Here is a 26,229-nt window from a genome sequence, read left to right on the forward strand (position 1 = left end):
GAATCTCATTGCCATGAGGTGCAATTGAATATGAGGCTTTTGCACATTGGTGTCGGATGGGGTGCCGAAGCGGCGGATGTGGTGTAGGATTTGGACAGGAAAGAGCTGCACAATGAAGTGCTTAAATTATTCACCTATCTGCCAATCGTGCGCATCGCAAACCATGCACGTCGGAGTTGTTATGTCTGTTACCTCTCTTGCTCGCCAAGAATCGATCTCGCTGGATGAATTTCGTCACGGCATGCGCCGTCTCACTGCCGGTGTCTCGCTGGTGACCACCTCATCCAGCGGAGAAAAGTTCGGGCTGATCGCCACCTCGGTCAGCTCGCTGGCAGCGGAACCGCCCAGCCTGCTGGTATGCGTTAACCGCAGCGCATCAAGCCACGATGCCATTCTGCAGGCGGGCTACTTTGCCGTGAACGTTCTGCGCGAGCAGCACGATGACCTGTGCGCGCAGTTCAGCTCACCGACGCGCCGCGCTGAGCGTTTCCAGAGCGGTGAATGGCAAACCCTTAATACGGGCGCGCCAGTGCTGGCTGATGCCCTGGTCAGCTTCGATTGTCAGCTGGAAAAAACGGTGGAGTTGAACACCCACAGCGTGCTGCTGGCGCGTATCGTTGGTATTGCGCTGCCGGGCGAAGCGACAGCGCCCATGGTCTACTTCAACAGCGGTTTTCACTCGCTGGGCTAAGTCATGGCGCAGCGCGTCCTGCGGCTGCGCTGCTTAACGTATCAGGCAAATTTGCTGGCTTCGTCAAAGCTCAGACGCGGCAGGCGCGGATGCAGCTTGCTGGCTTCGCCATAGCCAGGTTGATCAGTAAGTTGACCTGCCTGTTATTTTTGCTGAAGAACGCGGCGTTAACTTTGGCCGGATCAAAACCGGACATCGGGCCGGCATCCAGTCCCAGTGAGCGGGCCGCCAGAATCAGATAGCCCGCCTGAAGGCTGCTGTTGCGAAACGCGGTCTCTTTGGCCAATCCGGACTGCTGGTAAACCAGCTGCGTGCATCGCCATGCGGGAACAGTTTTGGCAGTGCTTCATAAAAGGTCGGATCCCACGCCACAATCACCGTCACCGGTGCCGCCATGGTCTTATCCACATTGCCTGAGGAGAGCGCCGGTTTCAGCTTCTCTTTACCTTCCTGAGACGTCACGAACACAAAGCGGCCCGGCGAGCAGTTGGCTGAGGTCGGCCCCAGCGCCGTCAGCGCATAGAGCTGCTTCAGCACCTCCTGCGAAATCGGTTTATCCTGCCAGTAGCTATGGGTGCGGGCTTCAGTAAACAGCGCGTTCAGCGCCACGCTGTCGAGCAGTGTACTCATGTTTCTCTCCTGTTCAGGCAACAACCTGCGCCTGATTTTTAGCATGAATAATGGATGTGGCCGCTGCGTTTAAGCGGCGAGCCTCAACCGTTATACGGCAAAGGCTAGGGGGAGCCAAATAACAAAGATGTATGTTGGTAACGATCCTGGTGCGCATAAATGCGCACCCTACAGCATCGCATGAATCCCCTGTAGGGGCGCCATGTATGGCGACCTGTGACGGCTACTATTTACCAATACAAAAGCTAGAGAAAATCCGGCCCAGCAGATCGTCGGAGGTAAACTCGCCGGTGATTTCGCTCAGCGCCTGCTGCGCCAGTCGCAGTTCTTCGGCCAGCAGTTCGCCCGCCCAGGCTCCCAGCAGCTGCTCTTTGCCCTGCTGTAAGTGAGTGGCTGCTAACTCCAGTGCCTGTAGATGGCGGCGACGCGCGAGGAAGCCGCCTTCCATATTGCCGGCGAACCCCATGCTCTGTTTCAGGTGCTCGCGCAGCGTATCGACGCCTGCGCCGGTGCGCGCCGACAGGCGAATAAGTGAGTGGCCATTTACTTCTGTCAGGCCCAGCGTTTCACCGGTCATGTCCGCTTTATTACGTACAACGGTAATCGGCAACGCAGCCGGTAAGCGCGCCACGAAATCAGGCCAGATGGCGTTGGCTTCAGTGGCGTCAGTCGTGGTGCCATCCACCATGAACAGGACGCGATCCGCCTGCTCAATCTCCTGCCAGGCGCGTTCAATGCCGATACGTTCCACTTCGTCGCTGGCTTCACGCAAACCGGCGGTATCGATGATGTGCAGCGGCATGCCGTCGATGTGGATGTGCTCGCGCAGCACGTCACGCGTGGTGCCGGCGATATCAGTCACGATCGCCGCTTCGCGTCCGGCCAGTGCGTTGAGCAGGCTCGATTTCCCGGCGTTGGGACGACCGGCTATCACCACCTTCATCCCTTCACGCAGCAGGCTGCCCTGACGCGCTTCGGCGCGGACGCCGTTGAGATCGCCGATCACCGCATTCAGCTGCACTTCGATTTTGCCGTCGGAAAGGAAGTCGATCTCCTCATCCGGAAAATCAATCGCTGCTTCCACATAGATGCGCAAGTGAGTAAGTGCTTCCACTAATGCCTTAACGTACAGTGAAAAGGCCCCCTGCAGCGAGTTGACGGCGGAGCGGGCGGCCTGCTCGGAGCTGGCATCAATCAGATCGGCAATCGCTTCTGCCTGAGCTAGGTCGAGCTTGTCATTCAGAAAGGCGCGTTCCGAGAACTCGCCCGGTTGCGCAATGCGCACACTCGGCAGCGCCACGATGCGCTTCAGCAGCAGATCGAGAATCACCGGACCGCCGTGGCCCTGCAGTTCCAGCACATCTTCGCCGGTAAAGGAGTTCGGACCCGGGAACCACAGCGCGATGCCCTGATCCAGCACGCTGCCATCAGCATCGTTAAAGGGCAGATAGTCGGCGTAGCGCGGCTTCGGCAGCTTGCCCAGCACGGCCTGCGCCACCTCAGCGGCTTTGGCACCGGAAATACGCAGAATACCGACGCCACCACGGCCGGGAGGCGTCGCCTGGGCAACAATAGTGTCACTGTGGCTCATAAGTACCTTCTTCCAAAAAAACAGGGCGGCATAAATGCCGCCCCTGGAGATGTTGCGTCCTGCTCCGCGTCGCCGGGCGTTACGCTTTCTTTTTGTCGCGGCTGTGTAAACCACGCTTTTCCAGCCCGCGATAAATCAGCTGCTGCTGGAGAATGGTTACCAAGTTGCTGACGATGTAGTACAGCACCAGACCTGACGGGAACCACAGGAAGAACACGGTAAAGATAACCGGCATGTAAGTCATGATCTTCTGCTGCATCGGATCGGTCACGGTGGTCGGTGACATCCTCTGAATGAAGAACATGGTGATACCCATGATGACCGGCAGAATGTAGTACGGGTCCTGCGCGGACAGGTCATGGATCCACAGTACAAACGGAGCATGACGCAGTTCAACGGAACCGGACAGCATGTAGTACAGCGCCAGGAAGATTGGCATCTGGATAACCAGTGGCAGACAGCCGCCCAGCGGGTTCACTTTCTCCGCCTTATACAGCGCCATCATCTCCTGGCTTTGCTTCTGCTTATCGTCACCCAGACGCTCACGCATGGCCTGAATCTTCGGCTGCAGCATACGCATCTTGGCCATCGAGGTGTACTGCGCTTTGGTCAGCGGGTACATGATGCCACGCACGATGAAGGTGATAACGATAATGGAGAAGCCCCAGTTACCGATAAAGCTGTGCAGGAATTTCAGCAGTTTAAACAGCGGCTGAGAGATGAACCACAGCCAGCCGTAATCCACGGTCAGATCGAGGTGCGGCGCGATAGCGGCCATTTTGTCCTGGATTTCCGGACCCACCCACAGGGTGGCACCGAGATCCTGCTGCGCGCCGGCGGCGATGGTCACAGGCGCCGACTTATAGCCGATTGCCGCAACGCCGTTGCCGAGATTGCTGGTGTACAGCGTATTGTTACCCTGAGTACGCGGCACCCATGCGGTCGCAAAGTACTGCTGCAGCATCGCCACCCAGCCGTTGCTGGTGGTGGTGTTCAGGTTCTCGTTATCGGCGATGGTATCGAATTTGTATTTTTCATACTTCGCATCGCTGGTCGAGTAAGCGGCACCACGGAAAGTGTGCAGCGCAAAGTTATTGCTGCCGGTATCGCGATGCTTTGGCAGATCGATAGTCAGCTTCAGCTGACCAAACATCGCCACTTCCAGCGGCTGCTGCGAGGCGTTATTGATGTTGTAGTCGACGTTAACCGCGAATTCGCCACGTTTGAACACGAAGGTTTTGGTGTAAACCACGCCGTTCTCACCGGTCCAGCTCAGCGGCACGCGCAGCTCGGTCTGGCCATCGGCCATCTCGAAGTGATCCAGGGAAGCGGTATACAGCGGACGTGCGCCGTTGTTCGGGTTATCCGGACCGTTACGGCCAGTTAAGCCGCTCTGCGCCTGATAAACGAAGGCCGGAGTGGTTTCCAGCAGCTGGAACGGTGCGTCTGAACCCAGTTTGTCCGGGTAAGTCAGCAGCTGTGCCTGCTCGATATCACCGCCGCGGGTATTAATGTTGAGTGACAGGACATCAGTCTTAACGGTGATCGTTTTGCCCTGGCCGCTAGCCGGCACGCCGGAAGAGGCGGCATCACCCGCTGCGCTGCTTGTGTTCTGCGTGGTCTGGGTATGCTGTGGCTGCGGAGCGTGGTCCGTCTGCCAGGCTTGCCAGATCATAAAAGACACGAACAGAAAAGCGATGAGAAAGAGATTGCGTTGCGAATCCATCGTTAATGTTCTCTGGTATCAAAGGTTTTTGGCGGCACCGGATCGTCGCCACCCGGGTTCAAAGGGTGGCATTTTAATACGCGTTTAATCGTCAACCAACTGCCTTTTAACATGCCGAAGCGGCGTACAGCTTCCACCCCATACTGCGAGCAGGTGGGATGGAACCGGCAATGAGGTCCCAGCAGTGGGCTGATGGCGCGTTGATAAACGCGTATCAGGGCGATCAGGAGCCGCGCGCTAGGCGACAGTGACGACGCCATAATTTCTCCAACGCTTCCGTCAGTGCACGGTTATCGAGGTCAGCAATCCCTTTTTTCGCCACGATGACAAAATCCATCGGCGGCAGCTCGTGTTGACGCAAACGAAAGCTTTCGCGGGTCAATCGCTTGATCCGGTTGCGTTCATGGGCGCGTTTCACGTGCTTCTTGGCGATGGTAAGACCAATGCGGGGATGCCCCAGCGAATTAAGGCGGCCGAGGATGGTGATTTGCGGCGTGCCAGCCCGAAGAGGTTGCTGGAAGACGAAAGTGAAATGAGCGGGAGTTAACAAACGTAACTCCCTGGGAAATGCGAGCTTAACCACGAGGGTTAGCTTTTATTACTTAGAAACGGTCAGACGAGCACAGCCTTTAGCACGACGACGTGCCAGAACCTGACGACCATTTTTAGTAGCCATACGAGCACGGAAGCCGTGAGAACGGTTGCGCTTCAGTACGGACGGTTGAAAAGTTCGTTTCATGGCGATTTCTACCTAAATTTGAAAAATTTCACTGGGTGACGCGTTTTCGGGCCAGTAAAACGACCGACGCCTCAATGTGTCTTTAATAAAGAGGCGGGATTGTAATAATTGTACAGTCCGGAGTCAATTTACTTCGCTGGGCGCGAGACCTGAAAACTCTGATACAGCCCGCTAATTCCGGGCATCAAAGCTTCACGCGCCAATGCCGGGTGGGGAATTATACGGGCTATAAAGGAAAGCGCAAGGATCGTTCAGGATCTTCTTGCGATCGCCGCGCCGATCGTGACGGCAAAAATGCGAGCGCGGTGGAAAATTTCTCGCTTTCAACCTGATCCCCGCTCGCTTTTTCCGCAGACAGCGTAAACTGATGCATGCTTGGACACCCTGTGGATAAAATGGATCAAAACTGTGTAGAAAGGGAAGATCTCTGAGGCGCTTTGCGCTATGATCCGCCCTTCCGCTGACGATCCTCCTTGCGATCGCCGGGGGTGACTACCGCGGATAGCGGTCGCAGGCGCTTTCTGACCGCCTGTGTCAAAAAAGACAGTTTCTATTATTAGCGCTTGAAATTCTTATCGATTTTGTACGAGTGGAGTCCGCCGTGTCACTTACGCTTTGGCAACAGTGTCTTGCCCGTTTGCAGGATGAGCTTCCTGCCACCGAATTCAGCATGTGGATTCGTCCGCTGCAGGCTGAATTGAACGACAATACGCTGGCCTTGTATGCACCAAATCGGTTTGTACTCGACTGGGTTCGGGATAAATATCTCAATAGTATCAATGGGCTGCTGAATGAATTCTGCGGTGCGAACGTGCCACTGCTGCGTTTTGAGGTCGGCACGCGCCCGGTTGTGCCGGTTGCTGCTACGCAACCCGCCATGGCCAGCAGCGTCAGCGCGCCCGCGCCGGCTGAGAATCGTCCGGCACCGGCACAGCCGCTGCGCCCGAGCTGGGATTCGGTTCCGGCACCAGCCAATGTGACCTACCGCTCGAACGTGAATAAACGCCACAACTTCGACAACTTCGTTGAGGGTAAGTCCAACCAGCTGGCGCGCGCGGCGGCACGTCAGGTGGCGGATAATCCTAGCGGCGCTTATAACCCGCTGTTCCTGTATGGCGGCACTGGCCTCGGCAAAACGCACCTGCTGCACGCGGTGGGCAACGGCATCATCGCGCGCAAGCCAAATGCCAAAGTGGTTTATATGCACTCCGAACGCTTCGTGCAGGATATGGTGAAAGCATTGCAGAACAACGCCATCGAGGAGTTTAAGCGCTACTACCGTTCGGTGGACGCGCTGCTGATCGATGATATTCAGTTCTTTGCCAATAAAGAGCGCTCGCAGGAAGAGTTTTTCCACACCTTCAACGCGCTGCTGGAAGGTAATCAGCAGATCATCCTGACCTCGGATCGTTACCCGAAAGAGATCAACGGGGTGGAAGATCGTCTGAAATCACGCTTTGGCTGGGGATTAACGGTGGCGATCGAGCCGCCTGAGCTGGAGACGCGAGTCGCGATCCTGATGAAAAAGGCGGACGAAAACGACATCCGCCTGCCGGGCGAAGTGGCCTTCTTTATTGCCAAGCGTCTGCGCTCTAACGTGCGTGAGCTGGAAGGGGCACTGAATCGCGTGATTGCCAATGCCAACTTTACCGGCCGAGCCATCACCATCGATTTTGTGCGCGAAGCGCTGCGCGACCTGCTGGCACTGCAGGAAAAGCTGGTGACCATCGACAACATTCAGAAGACGGTGGCCGAGTACTACAAAATTAAAGTGGCGGATTTGCTGTCGAAGCGCCGTTCGCGCTCGGTGGCGCGTCCGCGTCAAATGGCGATGGCGATGGCCAAAGAGCTCACCAACCACAGCCTGCCGGAAATTGGCGATGCGTTTGGTGGCCGTGACCATACCACTGTGCTTCATGCCTGCCGTAAAATCGAGCAGCTGCGTGAAGAGAGCCACGACATCAAAGAAGATTTCTCTAACCTCATTCGAACATTATCTTCCTGACGCATATGAAATTTATTGTTGAACGTGAGCAGTTGCTGAAGCCGCTGCAACAGGTGAGTGGCCCGCTTGGCGGACGCCCGACGCTGCCGATCCTCGGAAATTTACTGCTGCAGGTGAATGAAGGCACGCTGCTGCTGACCGGTACCGATCTTGAGATGGAGATGGTGGCGCGCGTGGCGCTGACCCAGCCGCACGAACCGGGCGCGACGACCGTCCCGGCGCGTAAGTTTCTCGATATTTGCCGTGGTCTGCCTGAAGGCGCAGAGATCAGTCTGACGCTGGAAGGTGACCGCATGCTGGTGCGCTCCGGCCGCAGCCGCTTTTCGCTGTCGACGCTGCCAGCCAGCGACTTCCCGAATCTCGACGACTGGCAGAGCGAAGTGGAATTCACGTTGCCGCAGGCCACGCTCAAACGCCTGATTGAAGCCACGCAGTTCTCCATGGCGCATCAGGATGTGCGTTACTATCTCAACGGCATGCTGTTTGAGACCGAAGGCGAAGAGCTGCGCACCGTTGCCACTGACGGCCATCGTCTGGCGGTCTGTTCGATGCCTGTCGGGCAGGCGCTGCCGAACCATTCGGTGATCGTACCGCGTAAAGGTGTGATTGAGCTGGTTCGTCTGCTGGACGGCGGTGAAACGCCGCTGCAGGTGCAGATTGGCAGCAGCAACATTCGCGCGCATGTCGGCGACTTTATCTTTACGTCGAAGCTGGTTGACGGCCGTTTCCCGGATTATCGCCGCGTGTTACCGAAGAATCCTGACAAAGCGCTGGAAGCAGGCTGCGATCTCCTGAAACAGGCTTTTGCCCGCGCGGCAATCCTGTCGAACGAAAAGTTCCGCGGCGTTCGCATCTACATCACCGAAAATCAGCTGCGCATCACGGCCAATAACCCGGAGCAGGAAGAAGCAGAAGAAATGCTGGACGTGTCGTACAGCGGCACCGAGCTGGAGATTGGTTTTAACGTCAGCTACGTGCTGGATGTGCTGAACGCGCTGAAGTGCGAAAACGTGCGTCTGCTGCTGACCGATTCGGTTTCCAGCGTGCAGATTGAAGACGTAGCCAGTCCGGCTGCGGCCTACGTCGTGATGCCCATGCGCCTGTGATCGTCTGGCGGGCTAACTTACTCGCTATTTTGCACCCGGGCAGTGCTCGCCCCTGGTCACATACTTCAGTATGCTCCCAAGGTCTGTGCGCTGGCCGTGCGCAAACTAGCTTCGCCGTTAACGCCCTCGATTGCAGGGTTAGGTGAACACCACTTCTTAATGCGCAGCTGGATTCGTTCATGGCTTTAACCCGCCTCCTGATTAAAGATTTTCGTAATATCGAGCAGGCCGATCTCACGCTGGCGCCGGGCTTTAATTTTCTCGTGGGCGCCAACGGCAGCGGTAAAACCAGCGTGCTGGAGGCGATTTATACGCTGGGCCACGGCCGCGCATTCCGCAGTTTGCAGGCCGGACGCGTAATTCGTCACGATCAGGACGCGTTTGTGTTGCACGGGCGGATTGAAGGCAGCGAGCGCGAGCTGGCGGTCGGCCTGAGTAAAAACCGCGCCGGCGACAGCAAAGTCCGCATCGACGGCAGCGACGGCCATAAAGTCGCCGAGCTGGCGCAGCTGCTGCCGATGCAGCTGATTACGCCTGAGGGGTTTACTTTGCTCAACGGCGGCCCCAAATACCGTAGAGCCTACATCGACTGGGGCTGCTTTCATGCTTATCCCGGTTTCTTTCTGGCTTGGAGCAATCTGCGTCGCCTCCTGAAACAGCGCAACGCGGCGCTGCGCCAGGTCGCGCGCTACAGCCAGATCCGGCCATGGGATCAGGAGCTGGTGCCGCTGGCTGAACAGATCAGCGCCTGGCGCGCTGAATACAGCGCAGCCATTGCCAGCGAAATCACTGCCACCTGCAGCCAGTTTTTACCGGAGTTTGCGCTGAGCTTCTCCTTCCAGCGCGGCTGGGACAAAGAGAGCGACTTCGGCGAGCTGCTGGAGCGCAACTTCGAGCGCGATCGTGCGCTCACCTACACCGCCAGCGGTCCGCACAAAGCCGATTTTCGGATTCGTGCTGAAGGCACGCCGGTGGAAGATTTACTCTCACGCGGTCAGTTAAAGCTGCTGATGTGTGCGTTGCGGTTAGCGCAGGGCGAGTACCTGACGCGCAGCAGCGGACGTCGCTGTTTGTACCTGATTGACGACTTCGCCTCCGAGCTGGATGACACCCGTCGTCGCCTGCTGGCGGAATGCCTGAAAGCCACGCAGGCTCAGGTGTTTGTCAGCGCCATTGGTGTCGAGCATGTAATCGATATGAGTGACGAAAAGGGCAAGATGTTCCGCGTGGAACAGGGTAAAATAGCGGTTCAACCTGAAGATTAAATGAGCGAGAAACGTTGATGTCGAATTCTTATGACTCCTCAAGTATCAAAGTCCTGAAAGGGCTTGATGCGGTACGCAAACGCCCGGGTATGTACATCGGCGATACGGATGACGGCACCGGTCTGCATCACATGGTATTCGAGGTCGTGGATAACGCCATCGACGAAGCGCTCGCCGGCCACTGTAGTAATATCGTGGTCACCATCCATGCCGACAACTCTGTCTCCGTACAGGATGACGGCCGTGGTATTCCGACCGGTATCCACCCGGAAGAGGGCGTCTCTGCTGCCGAAGTGATCATGACCGTACTGCATGCCGGCGGTAAGTTTGATGACAACTCTTATAAAGTTTCCGGTGGTCTGCACGGCGTCGGCGTATCAGTGGTGAACGCCCTGTCGCAGAAGCTGGAACTGATCATTCGTCGCGACGGCAAAGAGCATCAGCAAACCTACGTGCACGGTGTGCCGCAGGCGCCGCTGGCGGTGACCGGCGATACCGACGCTACCGGTACGCGCGTGCGTTTTTGGCCGAGCCACGATACGTTCACCAATGTCACCGATTTTGAATATGAAATCTTGGCGAAGCGACTGCGCGAGCTGTCATTCCTTAACTCCGGCGTGTCGATTCGCCTAGAAGACAAGCGCGACGATAAAAACGATCACTACCACTACGAAGGTGGTATCAAAGCGTTCGTTGAATATCTCAACCGCAACAAGAAACCGATTCACCCGAATGTGTTCTACTTCTGCACTGAAAAAGACGGTATCGGCGTTGAAGTCGCGCTGCAGTGGAACGACGGTTTCCAGAAAAATATTTACTGCTTCACCAACAATATTCCGCAGCGCGACGGCGGAACGCACCTTGCCGGTTTCCGCGCGGCGATGACGCGTACGCTCAATGCCTACATGGATAAAGAAGGTTACAGCAAAAAAGCCAAAGTCAGCGCTACCGGTGACGACGCGCGTGAAGGGCTGGTGGCAGTGGTTTCGGTGAAGGTGCCGGATCCGAAATTCTCCTCTCAGACCAAAGACAAGCTGGTCTCTTCCGAGGTGAAATCGGCGGTGGAACAACAGATGAACGAACTGCTGAGCGAATACCTGCTGGAAAATCCGTCTGACGCCAAAATCGTGGTCGGCAAAATTATCGATGCCGCGCGTGCGCGTGAAGCCGCACGTCGTGCACGTGAAATGACCCGCCGTAAAGGCGCGTTGGACCTGGCGGGCCTGCCGGGCAAGCTGGCGGACTGTCAGGAGCGCGATCCGGCGCTGTCTGAAATCTACCTAGTGGAGGGTGACTCTGCAGGCGGTTCCGCCAAGCAGGGACGTAACCGTAAGAACCAGGCGATTCTGCCGCTGAAAGGTAAAATCCTTAACGTGGAGAAAGCGCGTTTCGACAAAATGCTCTCTTCACAGGAAGTCGCCACGCTGATCACCGCGCTGGGCTGCGGTATCGGCCGCGATGAGTACAATCCGGACAAGCTGCGCTATCACAGCATCATCATCATGACCGATGCGGACGTCGATGGTTCGCACATCCGTACGCTGCTGCTGACCTTCTTCTATCGTCAGATGCCGGAAATCATTGAGCGTGGCTACGTCTACATTGCGCAGCCACCGCTGTACAAGGTGAAGAAGGGCAAGCAGGAGCAGTACATTAAAGATGACGACGCGATGGACCAGTATCAGATTGCCATCGCGCTGGACGGCGCAACGCTGCACACTAACGCCAGCGCACCGGCGTTGGGCGGCGAGCCGCTGGAAAGCCTGGTGGCGGAATACAACAGCACCCAGAAGATGATCAAGCGTATGGAGCGCCGCTTCCCGTCTGCGCTGCTGCGCGCGCTGGTTTATCATCCAACCCTGAGCGATCTCAGCGATCAGACTGCAGTGACCGCATGGCTGGAGAGCCTGGTGGCTTACCTGAACGAGCGCGAAGCACATGGCAGCAGCTATGTGGCACAGGTGCGGGAAAACCGCGAGCAGCAGCGCTTTGAGCCGGTGCTGCGCGTGCGTACTCACGGCGTTGATACCGATTATCCGCTGGACAGTGAGTTCATTGACGGCGCGGAATACCGCAAAATCTGTGCACTCGGCGCGCATCTGCGTGGTCTGATTGAAGAGGATGCCTACATCGAGCGTGGCGAGCGCCGTCAGCCGGTTGCCAGCTTCGAGCAGGCAATTGACTGGCTGGTGAAAGAGTCGCGCCGCGGTCTGTCAGTGCAGCGCTATAAAGGTTTGGGCGAGATGAACCCGGATCAGCTGTGGGAAACCACTATGGATCCAGACAGCCGCCGTATGCTTCGCGTCACCATCAAAGACGCCATCGCCGCCGACCAGCTGTTCACCACGCTGATGGGCGATGCGGTTGAACCGCGCCGCGCCTTCATCGAAGAGAACGCGCTGAAAGCCGCCAACATCGATATCTGATATCGCAAAACCCTTCCCAAACGGGAAGGGTTTTTTGTTTTAATCGCCGTTATTAATTCGCTCCTGAGTACCAACCTCTTTATTCGCAACGCATCTTCCGCTGCCGATTTACTGGTCAATGTTAGCTGAATCGCGCTGGCATTAAAGCCAGACCCTGAATTAACCGAGGACGTTATGGCGATAAAACTGATTGCGATCGATATGGACGGCACGCTGCTGAATCCGCAGCACGAAATCACGGCGGGTGTCAAAGCGGCGATTGGCCGGGCGCGGGATAAAGGTGTGTCGATCGTGCTGGCCACCGGACGCCCGTTTGTTGGTGTGGAGCGCTACCTGATGGAGCTGGATCTGCGTCAGCCGGGGCAGTATTGCATCAGCAACAACGGCGCACTGGCGCACAGCGCGGACAGCGGAGAGGTGGTGGCTGAGAAGACGCTTGGCTTTGATGACTATCTCTACCTGGAACAGCTGGCGCGCGACCTTGGGGTACATTTTCAGGCGTTCGACAAATCCTTCCTCTACACGCCAAATAAAGACATCAGTGAATACACCATCCACGAAGCCAGCCTGACCGGCATTCCGGTGCGCTATCGCGCCGTAGAGGAGATGGACCCGGCGACGCGCTTCTCGAAACTGATGATGATCGACAAACCGGAGCTACTGGATAAAGCCATCGCCGCCTTACCGGCGCGCGCCCGCGACAGTTATACCATTCTGAAAAGTGCACCTTAACTATCTCGAAATCCTTAATCCGCTGGTCAACAAAGGCTACGGTGTAAAAATGCTGGCGGAGAAACTCGGCCTGCAGCCGTCAGAAGTGATGGCAATTGGCGATCAGGAAAACGATCTGGCGATGATTGAATACGCCGGCACCGGCGTAGCGATGGGCAATGCGATTGATTCCGTTAAGCAGATTGCGCAGTTCGTGACCAGGACCAATATGGAAGATGGTGTCGCGCACGCCATTGAAGAGCTAGTGCTGTAACCCTCCTCTGATGCGGGCGGCGTTCTGCTGTCCGTCACTTCTCTGCTGAATTTTTTACTGCCAGTGCGCAGATGCGCTGTCTGTTTTGTGATCCATATTGTAGTACAATTAATACACATGGTACTATAATCGCCGCTACAGGATGCGTCAGGGATTAGGCTTTGCACTACGAAAGCAGTAATCTGATTTCTCACGCCTTTCATGGAATCGAACACTATGACGCAGGAACCACTGAGTAAAACAGAGCGCATCATCCAGACGCTGGGTGAAGAGATTGTGGCCGGAAAATATGTGCCGGGCGCCGCGCTGCCGGCGGAAGCGGAGCTGTGCGAGCGATTTTCAACCTCGCGCAACATTATCCGCGAAGTGTATCGCTCCCTGATGGCTAAACGCCTGATGGAGATGAAGCGCTATCGCGGCGCGTTTGTGACCTCACGTAACCAGTGGAACTATCTCGACAGCGATGTACTGCAATGGGCGCTGGCGCACGATTACGATCCGCTTCTGATTGCGGCCATGAACGAGGTGCGCGTGCTGGTGGAGCCGCAGATTGCGCGCTGGTCGGCCGAGCGGGCAACGTCGACCGATCTGGCGGCGATTGAGCTGGCCTACAACGATATGGTGGCCAACCACCTCAACCGTGATGCCTTTAACGACGCGGATATCCGCTATCACGAAGCGGTGATGGCCTCGGTGCATAACCCGGTGCTGCAGCAGCTCAATGTGGCGATCAGCCAGCTGCAAAAAGCGGTGTTTGCGCAAACCTATATGGCGGATTCCGGCAACATGCCGCGCAGGTTAGCCGAACATAAAGCACTGTTCGATGCCATTCGCCACCAGGATGGCGATGCGGCGGAACAGGCGGCGAAGGCGATGATTGCCAGCTCAACCGCCCGACTCAAGGAGATTTTGTGACCCGTTATATCGCTATTGACTGGGGCTCCACCAACCTGCGCGCTTGGTATTACCGCGCCGGTGAGTGAGTCGATGAGCGCCGTTCGGAAGCGGGCGTGCCGCCCACGTGCTCGGCGCGCGCGATCGTCGCCATATCAGTGATTTTCTCTCTGGCCTGTTAATCGGCCATGAAGTGGCGCAGATGACGCAGCAGTTAACGCATAGCCGCCAGCCGATTGTCATTATCGCCGGCAGCGCGCTGGCGCAGCGTTATCAAGCAGGCGCTGGCCTTTATCGGAACAGATTCAGTCACGCTGGAGGGCGATCGCGCTTTCCAGCACGGAATAAGGAGTATTGCGCATGTCTTGGCCCACTAAACTTCCGCTGATCGCCATTCTGCGCGGCATCACGCCGGATGAAGCTGAAGCGCACGTCGCGGCGCTGATTGACGCCGGTTTCGATGCGATTGAAATTCCACTCAACTCGCCAGAGTGGGCGAAAAGTATCGGCGCGATGGTGCAAACCTTCGGCGATAAAGCGCTGATCGGTGCCGGCACCGTGCTGCAGGCGACGCAGGTCGATCAGCTGGCGGCGCTCAACAGCAAGCTGGTGGTGACCGCCCAATACCGATGCTGCGGTGATTCGCTAGGCCGTGGCGCACGGCATGCTGGTTGCCGCAGGCTGTGCCACCGCCAGCGAAGCCTTCACTGCGCTACAGGCTGGGGCGCAGGCGCTGAAAATTTTTCCGTCGTCGGCGTTTGGTCCGGGCTACATCAAAGCGCTAAAAGCGGTGCTGCCGCCTGAGGTGCCGGTCTTTGCCGTGGGTGGCGTCACGCCGGAGAACCTGCATGAATTTATCGCCGCCGGTTGCGTCGGGGCTGGCCTAGGCAGCGATCTCTATCGCGCCGGTCAGCCGCTGTCGCGCAACGTGGAGAAGGCCCGCGCATTTATTGCTGCCTATAAGGACGCTATATGATGAAAATTACGAAACTGACCACTTATCGCCTGCCGCCGCGCTGGATGTTCCTGAAAATCGAAACCGACGAAGGCATCATCTGCTGGGGCGAGCCGGTGATTGAAGGGCGCGCGCGCAGCGTCGAAGCGGCGGTGCATGAGCTGTCGGAGTATCTGATTGGGCAGGATCCGGCGCGGATTAATGATCTGTGGCAGGTGATGTATCCCGGCGGTTTTTATCGCGGCGGCCCGATTTTAATGAGCGCCATTGCCGGTATCGATCAGGCGCTGTGGGATATTAAAGGCAAAGCGCTGGGCGTGCCGGTGTATCAGCTGCTGGGCGGTCTGGTGCGTGACAGCATCAAAGCGTACAGCTGGGTGGGCGGCGATCGTCCGGCTGAAGTGATTGATGGCATTAAGAAATTACGTGGTATCGGCTTTGACACCTTCAAACTCAACGGCTGTGAAGAGATGGGCATCATCGACAATTCACGTCAGGTCGATGCCGCTGTTAACACCGTAGCGCAGATCCGCGAAGCCTTTGGCAGTGATATTGAGTTTGGCCTCGATTTCCACGGTCGCGTCAGCGCGCCGATGGCCAAAGTGCTGATCAAAGAGCTGGAGTCGTATCGTCCGCTGTTTATTGAAGAACCGGTGCTGGCCGAGCAGGCAGAATACTATCCGCGCCTGGCGGCGCAGACGCATCTGCCGATTGCCGCAGGCGAACGCATGTTCTCCCGCTTCGAGTTCAAGCGCGTGCTGGAAGCCGGTGGGCTGGCGATTCTGCAGCAGGATCTGTCACACGCCGGTGGCATCACCGAATGCTATAAAATTGCGGCGATGGCCGAGTCCTACGACGTGGCGCTGGCGCCGCACTGTCCGCTGGGGCCAATTGCGCTGGCTGCCTGTCTGCACGTGGACTTCGTGTCGCGTAACGCGGTATTCCAGGAGCAGAGCATGGGCATTCACTATAATCAGGGCGCTGAACTGCTCGATTATGTGATCAATAAAGATGATTTTAAAATGGATGACGGCCATTTCTATCCGTTAAATAAACCCGGCCTCGGTGTAGAAATTAATGAAGAGCTGGTCATTGCGCGCAGTAAAAATGCGCCAGACTGGCGCAACCCATTATGGCGCTTTCCGGATGGATCGGTAGCCGAGTGGTAATAGCCGTGGTATTGCGCCCGGTCGCTGCGTTTACCGCTTTATAACAGCACCGATTATCAGGCGATTAAACATCTAACTATTTAAACCATGTGCGGAATATATAAGGCACAGGGCAGCGCTCAACCTGTTTTAACCGCGCTGCCAGTTTACCGCTGATGCGGCTTTTATCTTCGATAACCTTACCCTGCGTTGGCTGCGGCGTGTTTCGGCACGTCCGTCAGCTGACATCTGACGGAGAAACACCATGGATCTCTCTGCTGTTCAGGCGAAACCTACGCGTCGCCGTTATATTACGCTGCTGATGATTTTTATTACGGTAGTCATTTGTTATGTTGATCGCGCTAATTTAGCCGTAGCCTCGGCGCATATTCAGCAGGAATTCGGCATCAGCAAAGCGGAAATGGGGTATGTCTTTTCTGCTTTTGCCTGGTTATATACGCTGTGCCAGATTCCCGGCGGCTGGTTTCTCGATCGCGTAGGTTCACGCCTGACCTATTTTATTGCTATTCTCGGCTGGTCGGTGGCGACGTTATTGCAGGGATTCGCCAGCGGCTTATTATCGCTGATAGGTCTGCGAGCCATTACCGGTATTTTTGAAGCGCCCGCCTTCCCGACCAATAATCGCTTGGTTACCAGCTGGTTCCCGGAACAGGAGCGCTCTTCGGCCGTCGGCTTTTACACCTCCGGTCAGTTTGACGGCCTGGCGTTTCTCACGCCGCTGCTGATCTGGATTCAGGAACTGCTGAGCTGGCACTGGGTGTTTATCATCACTGGCGGTATTGGCATTATCTGGTCGCTGGTGTGGATGAAGGTTTACTAGGCGCCGAGCCAGAGCAAAGGCATCAATCAGGCCGAGCTCGATTACATTCGTGCCGGTGGCGCGATGGTTGACGGCGATGCGCCCGGCGAGAAAAAAGCACGCGTTAAACTCACGGCGGCCGACTGGAAACTGGTGTTTCATCGCAAGCTGTGCGGCGTGTATCTCGGCCAGTTTGCAGTGACCTCAACGCTGTGGTTTTTCCTCACCTGGTTCCCCAACTACCTGACGCAGGAGAAACATATTGCCGCGTTGACGGCCGGCTTTATGACTACCGTGCTGTTTCTCGCCGCCTTTGTTGGCGTGATCCTCTCCGGTATGGTGGCCGATCGTCTGGTGCGTAGCGGCCGTTCGCTCGGTTTTGCCCGCAAGACGCCGATCATCTGCGGCCTGCTGATCTCCACCTGCATTATGGGCGCAAACTACACCAACGATCCGCTGTGGATTATGGTGCTGATGGCGCTGGCCTTTTTCGGCAACAGGTTCGCGTCCATCACTTGGTCGCTGGTCTCGTCGCTGGCGCCGGTACGCCTGATCGGCCTGACCGGCGGCATGTTTAACTTTATCGGCGGCCTCGGTGGCATCACGGTGCCGCTGGTGGTGGGGTATCTGGCGCAGGATTACGGCTTTGCGCCAGCGCTGGTGTACATCTCCGCCGTTGCGCTGATTGGCGCGCTCTCGTACATCCTGCTGGTGGGGGATGTGCAGCGCGTGGGCTAAGCTTCCGGGTGCGCAGGAATGCGCACCCGCATTATCTGCTCTGCTTTTGCTTAACTGAACGGCATCACGTAATTTGTCCGGCAACGGTTACATCTGAGGTTGCCCCATGTCAGAAAAACAACTAACCTTTACTCAGCGCCATCATCAGCTGACCAATATCAACGTCTGGACCGCCGACAGCCTGTGGCTGGCATTTGATGTGCGGCCGTCCGGCGCCTCGTTTACCAGCCTGACCATTGAGCGCGTCAACGTGCATAGCGGCGCGGTCGAGGTGCTGTATCAGGCGCGCAATGGCGCGCACGTCGGTGTGGTGACCGTGAGTCCGGATCTGCCGCCGCGCTATGTCTGTATTCATGGGCCGGAGCATCCCGATGGCACTGGCACTATGACTTTCATCACCGGCGCGGCGTGATTGTTCAGCAGGGGCATCGCGGAGAACCTCGATGCCTGCGATATCACCGCGCCCTATACGCCGGGTGCGCTGCGTGGTGGCTCGCACGTGCATGTGTTCAGTCCGGATGGTTCGCGGCTGAGCTTTACCTATAACGATCATGTGATGCATGAGCGCGATGTGCGTGAAGACCTGAGCAACGTCGGCGTGGCGGTGCCGCTGCATCCGGTATGCCCGCCGAAGCAGCATCCGCGCGAATATGACGGCAGCCACTACTATGTGGCAGCAATCAGATTGAACGCGCTTATGAAGAGTGCTGGATTGGCGAGCGCGGCTACCAGAAAGCGGACGGCAGCTGGCAGCGCTGGGCCATCGCCTTTATCTGTGATAACAGCGTGATGCGTTGTGAGATAGTCAGCGGACAGTGTACGCGCCTTACCGCGCGCAGCGCGTAACCGCCGAGCGGCGACGCGGTAGTGTGGTCGCCGGACGGGAAGCAGATCGCCTACATGCGCGAGGTTGACGGCTGGCGACAGCTGTTCTGCGTCAGTGCGATTCCGCCGGCATAGCCGCCGTGGTGGCTTGGGTGCCAGCCATCTTCTCGCTCTGCAGCACGCGTTCGCGCGTGCGAATCTTTGGTTTTATCATCGTCGGCGCGGAAGTAATCCCACGGCAGCAGCAGCGTATCCATCACCGCCGAGAAGGGCAGATCGATCAGCGCCAGCGGTTTAATCGCCCAGCTGGTATTGTCATCGGTCAGCATCTCTGCGCTGGCGCGCGTGCCGGGGTAGTAACCCTAGCTGTCACCGGTATGCGACATCACGCTGGAGCAGCCTGATGCGGCACAGGCGCAGCAGACCGGTGAGCGGAAAGCGTTTCATCATTTTCATCATCATCCCTACAGTCATGGCATGGCCCTAGCTGGAGTGTGTCACCAGACATCCGCATAACTCTGTGGTTATGTCCTTCCCGTCAGGCGAAGCGTCCCCTGAGTGTATGCCATATCGTCAGAATTGCTGCAAAAAAAAGCGCATTGCCCCTTGAGAGCGACCTGAGCGCACCCATCTTTAAGCTACGGTCACGACGCGGTCGCCGACAGGGACACTGACGGGCCGGACAACCTGTCCATGGTAGAAGGTTGCCAAAACTTGCTGATTATTAGGAGTCTTATTATGCGTAACTTTGATCTCTCTCCGCTTTATCGTTCTGCTATTGGTTTCGACCGTCTGTTTAACCTGCTTGAGTCCAACCAAAACCAGGCTAACGGCGGCTACCCTCCGTACAACGTCGAGCTGGTAGACGAAAACCACTATCGCATTACCATCGCCGTCGCTGGCTTTGCGCAGAGCGAACTGGATATCACCGCCCATGACAACATGCTGGTGGTGCGCGGCGCCCACCCTGAAGAGCAGCAGGAACGTAAATACCTTTACCAGGGCATCGCAGAACGTAACTTCGAACGCAAATTCCAGCTGGCCGATCACATCGTGGTGCGCGATGCGCGTCTCGAACTGGGCCTGCTGAGTATCGATCTGGAACGCATCGTCCCGGAAGAGGCGAAACCACGCCGGATTGAAATCCTGAAATAAGGCTAACGAAGTAAAGAAAAACGCCGCTGCAACGCGGCGTTTTTTTATGGCTGCATTATCAGGTACGTACCAGCAGGCGCTGGCTCACCATACCGCCGAATACATTCACCAGCAGCCCGAGAATGATCACGGACGCGCCGAGAATCTCCTGTGCCGACAGAGTTTCACCGAGGATCAGCGCGGCGCTGAGAATACCGACCACCGGCACCAGCAGCGACAGCGGCGCCACGCGCCAGGTTTCGTTGCGGCTGAGCAGATTGCCCCAGATGGCATAGCCAATGATGATGGCGAAAAACGCCAGATAGAGCAGTGCCAGCACCGTCTGCAGCGAAATATCCAGCAGGCTGGTCACAATGGCGGATTCGCCCTCGAACCACCACGAACAGGCAAAGAAGGGCGCAATCGGTACCAGCGCGCTCCACACCACCAGCGACATCACCGGTACCTTGCGGTTGCGTAGGATAATCTTGTTAGTGATATTGCCCAGCCCCCACGACAGCGCCGCCGCCAGCGTCAGCATCATGGTGGTCAGCGTGATGCCTGCGGTTGCCTGGCCCTCCATACCGGCGGTTGCCAGCATAAACATGCCGAGCGTGGCGACCAGAATGCCGGCGATGTGGTTCCAGCGCAGCTTCTCGGCCAGCAGCAGCGCGCCGAGCAGCAGGGTGAAAAACGCCTGCGCCTGCAGCATCAGCGAAGCCAGCCCGGCTGGCATGCCGAGCTTGATGGCGAGGAACAGAAACGCGAACTGACCAAAGCTGATGGTCATGCCATACACCACCAGCCAGCGCAGCGGAATTGCCGGACGACGCACGAAAAAGATCGCCGGAAACGCCACCAGCGTAAAACGCAATCCCGCCAGCAAAAAGGGCGGTATGCCCTGTAAACCCAGCTTAATCACCACAAAATTTACGCCCCACGCCACACGACGCACAGGGCTAACAACATATCTTTCACGGACATACGCATTCCTCAGCGCGGCAATCAGGCGGTTGCCGTCACCGGTGTGGCGATCTCTGCACCGCAGTCGTCGCCGATCAGTCGAAAATAATCATCCACATCCAGCGCTACCGAGCGGTCCAGCGCGCTGGCGTTAAACCACAGCGTCCCGACATCACGCAGCCGCGCATCCACGCGCAGCGCCAGTCGGTCATCAAAACTAAACGGCGGCACCGCGCCCATCACGTACTGCGTCAGCGCTTGCGCCTGCTCGGGTGTGGCAAACGTCGACTTCTTACCGCCAATGGCACGCGCGGCAGGCGACTTCAATGCCGCTCAGCACATCCACCGAGTAGGGATTGGTGATATCGGCAATGATCAGGCCTATCAGCCGGGTGCGGCCGCGTTTGAGTCCGCGCGCCATCTGGCTGGGGCGGTAGTTGAGGTCGGCAATCGCCTGTTCGATACGGGCTTTCAGATCCGGCGAAAGCAGATGAACTTCGCCATTCAGATAGCGGGAAACGCTGGTTTTACCGGTTTTTGCCGTGCGGGCAACGTCACTGATTGTGGCTCGTGGCGGCCTGGTTTTCATCACATACACCTGATTAATTGCATCAGGCGAAGACTATCACAGCGCGGCACCCGCGCAATCACTGTGCGTCAGAAGTGAGGCGCAGCATCGGCTGCCACAGCGTCTGTAACTGCGCTGGCGGCGCGCCCTCCAGCAGCTGCAGCACCATTTCGGCGACGCGTTCGCCAATCCGCTGCTGTGATGATTGCAGAATCGCGTTGACCGGTTGCGTGATAATTGAGTCGTGCGGCAAACCATCGTACACGTACAGGGGAATCGCCTGCGCGCCGCTCAGACGCCCGGCCTGCTGCTGGCAGTGCTGCGCCGCCAGTAGCGCTCCGGCATGGTTATCATAATCAAACCAGGCGTAAGGCTGCGGCAGCTGGCTGCGCCCCAGCGTAAGAAAGCGAAAACCCTTCTGCTGCAGGCGCTGCAATCGTACATCCTGCGGCGTGGTATGGGTGACAATCAGCGCGTCCAGCACGCCGCTGCGCAGCATGCGCAGCAAATTGCGCTGCTGATCCTGCGGTTTGTTGGGGAGCAACAGCAGATCGATTTCGTGCAGGGCGAGGCGCTGATCGAGCGTCAGCAGCATTTCACTGTAGTAGCTGTCGTTGAGTGAGGCATTGCTGACCGGAAAGACCAGCCCGACCGCATTGGCACGGCCGGTCTTCAGGCGGCGGGCGGCGGCATTCGGGCGATAACCGCGCCGGTCGGCTTCCTCTTCGATGCGTTTGCGGGTAGCAGCGGCGACATCATCAAACCCATTCAGCGCGCGGCTCACGGTGGTCACAGAGAGGCCAAGGGCGGAGGCGATAGCTTTGAGTGACATGATGGCATTCCACTGATCAAATTTTGATCACGCTAGCATAAAGTCATCGCTGGCTCTATCGTCCTGCGACGTTTACGCGTTATCTGCTGCTTTGCGCGTCAATAAGCGCGTAAAAACGCGTCGAAAGCCGGCCTGCAGCGACAGACCGGCCTGTGCCTTAGCCCAGCGGACTCAGGGGAATTTCGACGCGACGGTTTTGTGCTTTACCGGCTTCGGTGCTGTTGCTGGCGACCGGGTTATCCGGGCCCATGCCCTGGGTGCGCAGACGGTTCTGCGCCACGCCCTGCACGATCAGCGCGCTGGCAACGCTTTCTGCTCGCTGCTGCGACAGGCGCATGTTCAGCGCGCGCGTGCCGGTGCTGTCGGTAAAGCCGACCACGTTGACGGCGGCTTTCGGATACTCTTTCAGTACCATCGCCACGCCGGTCAGCGTATTCGCGCCGGCCGGTTTCAGGTTGGCGCTGCTCGAGTCAAAAGTCACGTTATTCGGCATGTTCAGCACGATGTTATCGCCCTGACGCGTTACGCTGACGCCGGTGCCGCGCATCTTGTCGCGCAGTTTGGCTTCCTGCACATCCATGTAATAGCCGACGCCGCCGCCCAGTGCCGCACCGGACGCTGCGCCAATCAGCGCACCTTTACCGCGATCTTTCTTCGACGAAGAGAGCACGCCTACGCCAGCGCCCAGCACCGCGCCCAGACCGGCGCGGTCAGCAGCGGCGAGCAGTTCATTTACAACCTCGGCGTCAGCGCCAGCTTCTGAAGCGGCATGAAATGAGAAGTGGTGCCAGCCAGCGTAAATATAATAAGCGCGCTAATTATTTTCTACTTTGGTATCACAATGCGCGAAAACATTATTCTTATTAGCCGCGAACTGGCGGCCTTTATCATCAGTGGATTGGTGCTGGTCTTCTGTATGGCGATGGTCTACATCGACGTCAACTGGATGAACGATGCACTGCACGAAACCTCTTTCACCGAAGCGACACAGGAGCTGATGCTGGCGGCCATTGCCGCACTGTTCTTCCTCGCCGCCTAGCAGCGACTGCAGCAGCGCAGCGCGCTGATTCTGGTCGGTGGCTTCTTCAGCTGCATGCTGATTCGTGAAATGGATTTTCTGTTCGACGTGGTGCAGCACGGCGCATGGCTGTGGTTTGCGCTGGCAACTACCGCGGCCTCGCTGGCGATGGCGCTGCGTCAGCCGCGGCAAATCCTGCCGGGCCTGGCGGCACTGCTGCAGCATCGCAGCTGGCAAATGATGGCCGCCGGGCTGCTGGCAGTGCTGGTGTTCTCGCGGCTGTTTGGCATGCATGAGCTGTGGCAGCAACTGATGCTGGATGGCTATAACCGCGTGGTGAAGAACATGGCGGAAGAGGGCAGCGAGCTGTTTGGCTACAGCCTGTGTCTGGTGGCATAGCTGCGCTATCTGTGGCAAACCCGCCCGGCGCTGGCAACGGCACGTGCCAGCCGTCGCGTCGTCAGCATTGAGGCGGCTGAACCTCACTTCGCCTCGCGCTAAATCCGCGCGGTTTTATGGCGATCCCCGGTGCTAAAACAGGTACACTGACCGCTTAGCACCGGGTCGCCGGGTGAGTCAACGTCAGGTTTCTTCATGTCAGTCAAAATCTTATCTTCAACGCTGGTGGGGCTGGACGGCTTTTGCCACGATCCCCTCACCACGCTGCAGCAGGCTGATAACGGCACGCTGGCGGTGCTGCACAACAATGTTCCGGCGTTCTACGCGATCACGCCGCAGCGCCTCGCGCACCTGCTGTCGCTGGAAGCAGCGACGCAGCAGCCGAATGATGTCACGCTGGACGACAGCCTGTTTCACAGCGACGCCGCGCCGATCGCCGTGCCGGTGGGCAAGTTCGCCATGTATCCGGGCTGGCAGCCGGACAGCGACTTCCAGCGCCAGGCGGCGATCTGGGGCGTGGCGCTGAGCGAGCCGGTGACCGCCGCAGAGCTGGCGGCTTTCGTCGCCTACTGGCAGGCAGAAGGCCGGCTGTTTCACCATGTACAGTGGCAGCAGAAACTGGCGCGCAGCGTGCAGATGAACCGCGCCGCCAACGGCGGTCAGCCAAAGCGCGATATCACCCAGATCACCAATACTGATTATGATATTCCCGATGGATTCCGAGGTGAGTAATGAAAATGCCGAACGATCTTTTTAGTCGCCTGAAAAAAATCATGCCCGCGGATGTGCAGCCAAAGTTTAAAAACGGCGCCGAGCTGCTGGCGTGGAATCAGGAGCAGGGCCGGCTGCGCTCAGAAGCGATTGTGCGCGAAAACCGCGCCATGAAGATGCAGCGCATCATGGGCCGCTCCGGTATCCGTGAGTTGCACATGAACTGCTCGTTCGACAACTACCGCGTCGAAAATGACGGCCAGCGCAAGGCGCTCAGTCTGGCGCGTGAATACGCCACCGGGTTTGAGAACAGCATCGCCAGCTTTGTCTTTTCCGGCCGTCCCGGCACCGGCAAAAACCATCTGGCGGCGGCGATTGGTAACGATCTGATCCTGCGCGGTAAAAGCGTGCTGATTGTCACGGTGGCCGATCTGATGTCGAGCATGAAAGGCACCTTCAGCGGCGGCAGCGACCTGACCGAAGAGCGGCTGCTGCAGGATCTCAGCCATATCGATCTGCTGGTGATCGATGAGATCGGCATGCAGAGCGAATCGCGCTACGAGAAAGTGATAATCAACCAGATTGTCGATCGCCGTTCGTCGTCAAAGCGGCCGACCGGCATGCTCTCCAACCTCGATCCGGCCGGCATGAACACGCTGCTTGGCGAACGGGTGATGGATCGCATGCGCCTCGGTAATAGCCTGTGGGTGCGTTTTGACTGGGAAAGTTACCGCAGCCGCGTGCGCGGCGACGAGTACTGATACGCGGCAGAAGCGGTAATAACCCGGTTTTACCGGCGATTAACCGCCGGTGCGTGCTGCTAAACTTACACCTATTACTCTTTGTCAGCTGAGGGTGCGATGAAAGCAGCCGGGAAAGGACCAGCGGTACTTCGACTGAACAACATCAAGCGGGTGATGACGCAGTTGCGCACCACCCGTATCACTTCCCGCCAGGATCTGGCGCTGGCGCTCGACCTGAGCAAAAACACCGTTTCCCTGATTATTGATGACCTGCTGGCGCAGGGGCTGATTCACGAGCTTGGCCCGGTCAGCGTGGCTGCGGCCGGCCGGCCCAAAATTGAGATCGAACTGCGCGCTGGCCAGCTGAAAAGCGCGGGCATCATGGTGGAGCGCCAGGCGATTCACTGGCGCGTGTGCGACTACTTTTCGCGCGTGGTGGCCGAGCAAACCTAGCGCACCGAAACGGCAGATGCCGACGGGCTGCTGCACGAGCTGACGGAAGTGTGTCAGACGCTGCGCGCGGCGCATCCGGCGCTGCTGGGCGTGGCCATCGGTTTTCCCGGCATCATTGATTCTCAGCGCGGACGGGTGCATTTTTCTGCGCCGCTCGGCTGGCAGGATGTCGATGTGCTGACGCCGCTGCGGCGCGGCGTTGAGCTGCCGCTGCGCATCATGAATAACGTCAAAGCGGCCGCGCTGCTGGCGGTGCAGCAGCTGGAGCTCAATAAAGCGCAAAGCCACTTCTATCTGCGCATCGCCGACGGCGTAGGCGGCGCGCTGGTGGAGCGCGGCGAGGTGTTCAGCGGCAGCAGCTGGACCGCCGGTGAGATTGGCCATCTGAGCGTGCAGCCCAACGGCGCGCGCTGCAGCTGCGGGCGACAGGGTTGTCTGGAGACGCTGGTGAGCCTGCCGGCGATCCAGCAGCAGCTGGCCCGGCGTAAGCCCGGCTTACGCTGGCAGTCTGGCGACAGCGAGCCGGAGATCGTGTATGAGCTGATGGCGCAGACCGGCCGCTATCTTGGTCATGCGCTGAGCCAGGTGATGCAGCTGGTCAATCCGGCCAGCATCATCATTGACGGCCCGTGGAATGCGCAACCGGCGTTTGTGCAGGCAGTACAGCAGGCGGCACAGGCCGGCACGCTGGCGTTTACCTTTGCCCATACCGCGCTGCACTTTCTGCCGCAGCGCATCGATCCGGCCAACGGCCTAGCGCTGGCGGTGATTGAGCACTATGAAAGACCGGTATGACCGGCGGAGCCGCGTTTCTTTTTTGACTCGCCAGCGGGCATAATACGTTGATTGACAGGCTCTCTTTGC

At 57.9% G+C, this 26,229-nt stretch carries 19 protein-coding genes and 11 pseudogenes; 18 read left to right on the top strand and 12 right to left on the bottom strand.

Features of this window, described 5'->3' with window-relative positions; genetic code table 11:
- Window positions 1-181 precede the first annotated feature (181 nt).
- Complete coding sequence (locus AC6I8M_RS00130) at window positions 182-691, top strand: flavin reductase family protein (protein WP_022548391.1); 510 nt, start codon at window positions 182-184, stop codon at window positions 689-691.
- A gap of 41 nt (window positions 692-732) precedes the next feature.
- Here the strand turns inward: AC6I8M_RS00130 and AC6I8M_RS00135 are convergent.
- From AC6I8M_RS00135 to rpmH, 6 genes and pseudogenes are all read right to left on the bottom strand, one after another.
- Window positions 733-1,321, bottom strand: a pseudogene (locus AC6I8M_RS00135) (malonic semialdehyde reductase).
- Window positions 1,322-1,547: 226 nt separating this feature from the next.
- Window positions 1,548-2,912 carry a tRNA uridine-5-carboxymethylaminomethyl(34) synthesis GTPase MnmE gene (gene mnmE, locus AC6I8M_RS00140; RefSeq protein ID WP_010617825.1) on the bottom strand — a complete coding sequence of 455 codons (1,365 nt, stop codon included), beginning with the start codon at window positions 2,910-2,912 and terminating at the stop codon, window positions 1,548-1,550.
- A 79-nt stretch (window positions 2,913-2,991) separates the two neighbouring features.
- On the bottom strand, window positions 2,992-4,638 hold the full coding sequence (yidC, locus tag AC6I8M_RS00145; RefSeq protein ID WP_010617826.1) for a membrane protein insertase YidC: 1,647 nt from the start codon (window positions 4,636-4,638) through the stop codon (window positions 2,992-2,994).
- 2 nt (window positions 4,639-4,640) lie between these two features.
- Window positions 4,641-4,898 carry a membrane protein insertion efficiency factor YidD gene (gene yidD, locus AC6I8M_RS00150; protein ID WP_010617827.1) on the bottom strand — a complete coding sequence of 86 codons (258 nt, stop codon included), beginning with the start codon at window positions 4,896-4,898 and terminating at the stop codon, window positions 4,641-4,643.
- Window positions 4,862-5,221: a ribonuclease P protein component gene (gene rnpA / locus AC6I8M_RS00155; protein WP_010617828.1), complete on the bottom strand. Its 360-nt coding sequence runs from the start codon at window positions 5,219-5,221 to the stop codon at window positions 4,862-4,864. Before rnpA ends, yidD begins: the two co-directional genes overlap by 37 nt.
- Window positions 5,222-5,236: 15 nt before the next feature.
- Entirely contained in the window at window positions 5,237-5,377 is a 141-nt protein-coding gene (gene rpmH, locus AC6I8M_RS00160) for a 50S ribosomal protein L34 (protein WP_010617829.1), read from the bottom strand.
- Between the two features lie 601 nt (window positions 5,378-5,978).
- Between rpmH and dnaA the strand changes: the two genes are divergently transcribed.
- The 12 genes and pseudogenes from dnaA (at window position 5,979) to AC6I8M_RS00220 (ending at window position 18,509) form a co-directional block, all read left to right on the top strand.
- Window positions 5,979-7,382, top strand: a complete 1,404-nt coding sequence (dnaA, locus tag AC6I8M_RS00165) for a chromosomal replication initiator protein DnaA (protein WP_010617830.1) — start codon at window positions 5,979-5,981, stop codon at window positions 7,380-7,382.
- Between the two features lie 5 nt (window positions 7,383-7,387).
- On the top strand, window positions 7,388-8,488 hold the full coding sequence (gene dnaN, locus AC6I8M_RS00170; protein ID WP_010617831.1) for a DNA polymerase III subunit beta: 1,101 nt from the start codon (window positions 7,388-7,390) through the stop codon (window positions 8,486-8,488).
- Window positions 8,489-8,667: 179 nt separating this feature from the next.
- Complete coding sequence (gene recF, locus AC6I8M_RS00175; RefSeq protein WP_010617832.1) at window positions 8,668-9,753, top strand: DNA replication/repair protein RecF; 1,086 nt, start codon at window positions 8,668-8,670, stop codon at window positions 9,751-9,753.
- Window positions 9,754-9,770: 17 nt separating this feature from the next.
- Window positions 9,771-12,179, top strand: a complete 2,409-nt coding sequence (gene gyrB / locus AC6I8M_RS00180) for a DNA topoisomerase (ATP-hydrolyzing) subunit B (protein WP_010617833.1) — start codon at window positions 9,771-9,773, stop codon at window positions 12,177-12,179.
- A gap of 174 nt (window positions 12,180-12,353) precedes the next feature.
- Window positions 12,354-13,164, top strand: a pseudogene (gene yidA / locus AC6I8M_RS00185) (sugar-phosphatase).
- 216 nt (window positions 13,165-13,380) lie between these two features.
- Entirely contained in the window at window positions 13,381-14,079 is a 699-nt protein-coding gene (locus AC6I8M_RS00190) for a FadR/GntR family transcriptional regulator (RefSeq protein WP_010617834.1), read from the top strand.
- A pseudogene (locus AC6I8M_RS00195) lies at window positions 14,076-14,144 on the top strand (hypothetical protein); the annotation flags it as partial. The gene AC6I8M_RS00190 and the pseudogene AC6I8M_RS00195, both read left to right, overlap by 4 nt.
- Before the next feature lie 41 nt (window positions 14,145-14,185).
- A complete protein-coding gene (locus AC6I8M_RS00200) occupies window positions 14,186-14,446 on the top strand; it encodes a 2-dehydro-3-deoxygalactonokinase (protein ID WP_318285025.1) in 261 nt (86 codons plus the stop codon).
- Window positions 14,419-15,034: pseudogene (locus tag AC6I8M_RS00205) on the top strand (2-dehydro-3-deoxy-6-phosphogalactonate aldolase). Before AC6I8M_RS00200 ends, AC6I8M_RS00205 begins: the two are co-directional and overlap by 28 nt.
- Window positions 15,034-16,182 (top strand): galactonate dehydratase, encoded by a 1,149-nt coding sequence (gene dgoD, locus AC6I8M_RS00210; protein WP_010617838.1) that lies wholly within the window; start codon window positions 15,034-15,036, stop codon window positions 16,180-16,182. The pseudogene AC6I8M_RS00205 and the gene dgoD overlap by 1 nt, the downstream one beginning before the upstream one ends.
- A gap of 244 nt (window positions 16,183-16,426) precedes the next feature.
- A pseudogene (locus AC6I8M_RS00215) lies at window positions 16,427-17,719 on the top strand (MFS transporter).
- A gap of 106 nt (window positions 17,720-17,825) precedes the next feature.
- A pseudogene (locus tag AC6I8M_RS00220) lies at window positions 17,826-18,509 on the top strand (DUF3748 domain-containing protein).
- Window positions 18,510-18,615: 106 nt separating this feature from the next.
- On the opposite strand, the gene AC6I8M_RS00225 reads toward AC6I8M_RS00220, so the two are convergent.
- Entirely contained in the window at window positions 18,616-18,873 is a 258-nt protein-coding gene (locus AC6I8M_RS00225) for a YceK/YidQ family lipoprotein (RefSeq protein WP_498013613.1), read from the bottom strand.
- 409 nt (window positions 18,874-19,282) lie between these two features.
- Here AC6I8M_RS00225 and ibpA point away from each other — a divergent pair, with 409 nt between their 5' ends.
- On the top strand, window positions 19,283-19,699 hold the full coding sequence (gene ibpA / locus AC6I8M_RS00230; protein ID WP_010617843.1) for a small heat shock chaperone IbpA: 417 nt from the start codon (window positions 19,283-19,285) through the stop codon (window positions 19,697-19,699).
- Window positions 19,700-19,757: 58 nt separating this feature from the next.
- Here ibpA and AC6I8M_RS00235 read toward each other — a convergent pair.
- From AC6I8M_RS00235 to AC6I8M_RS00255, 5 genes and pseudogenes are all read right to left on the bottom strand, one after another.
- Window positions 19,758-20,662 (bottom strand): annotated as a pseudogene (locus AC6I8M_RS00235) (EamA family transporter).
- 21 nt (window positions 20,663-20,683) lie between these two features.
- Window positions 20,684-20,968 (bottom strand): YbaK/EbsC family protein, encoded by a 285-nt coding sequence (locus AC6I8M_RS00240; RefSeq protein WP_010617845.1) that lies wholly within the window; start codon window positions 20,966-20,968, stop codon window positions 20,684-20,686.
- Window positions 20,949-21,230, bottom strand: a pseudogene (locus AC6I8M_RS00245) (LacI family DNA-binding transcriptional regulator); the annotation flags it as partial. The gene AC6I8M_RS00240 and the pseudogene AC6I8M_RS00245, both read right to left, overlap by 20 nt.
- 58 nt (window positions 21,231-21,288) lie before the next feature.
- The gene (locus AC6I8M_RS00250) at window positions 21,289-22,041 is read right to left on the bottom strand and encodes a LacI family DNA-binding transcriptional regulator (protein WP_010617847.1); all 753 of its coding nucleotides are present in this window, start codon (window positions 22,039-22,041) and stop codon (window positions 21,289-21,291) included.
- A 157-nt stretch (window positions 22,042-22,198) separates the two neighbouring features.
- Window positions 22,199-22,747: pseudogene (locus tag AC6I8M_RS00255) on the bottom strand (OmpA family lipoprotein); the annotation flags it as partial.
- 135 nt (window positions 22,748-22,882) lie between these two features.
- Between AC6I8M_RS00255 and AC6I8M_RS00260 the strand changes: the two are divergent.
- The 4 genes and pseudogenes from AC6I8M_RS00260 to AC6I8M_RS00275 all read left to right on the top strand — a co-directional run bounded on the left by AC6I8M_RS00260 (window position 22,883) and on the right by AC6I8M_RS00275 (window position 26,160).
- A pseudogene (locus tag AC6I8M_RS00260) lies at window positions 22,883-23,560 on the top strand (hypothetical protein).
- Window positions 23,561-23,653: 93 nt separating this feature from the next.
- A complete protein-coding gene (dnaT, locus tag AC6I8M_RS00265) occupies window positions 23,654-24,190 on the top strand; it encodes a primosomal protein DnaT (protein ID WP_010617849.1) in 537 nt (178 codons plus the stop codon).
- Window positions 24,190-24,930, top strand: coding sequence for a replicative helicase loader DnaC (dnaC, locus tag AC6I8M_RS00270; RefSeq protein WP_010617850.1), 741 nt, complete (start codon window positions 24,190-24,192; stop codon window positions 24,928-24,930). The genes dnaT and dnaC overlap by 1 nt, the downstream gene beginning before the upstream one ends.
- Before the next feature lie 99 nt (window positions 24,931-25,029).
- Window positions 25,030-26,160 (top strand): annotated as a pseudogene (locus AC6I8M_RS00275) (ROK family protein).
- Window positions 26,161-26,229: the final 69 nt, after the last annotated feature.

It is taken from the genome of Type-A symbiont of Plautia stali (assembly GCF_059731155.1).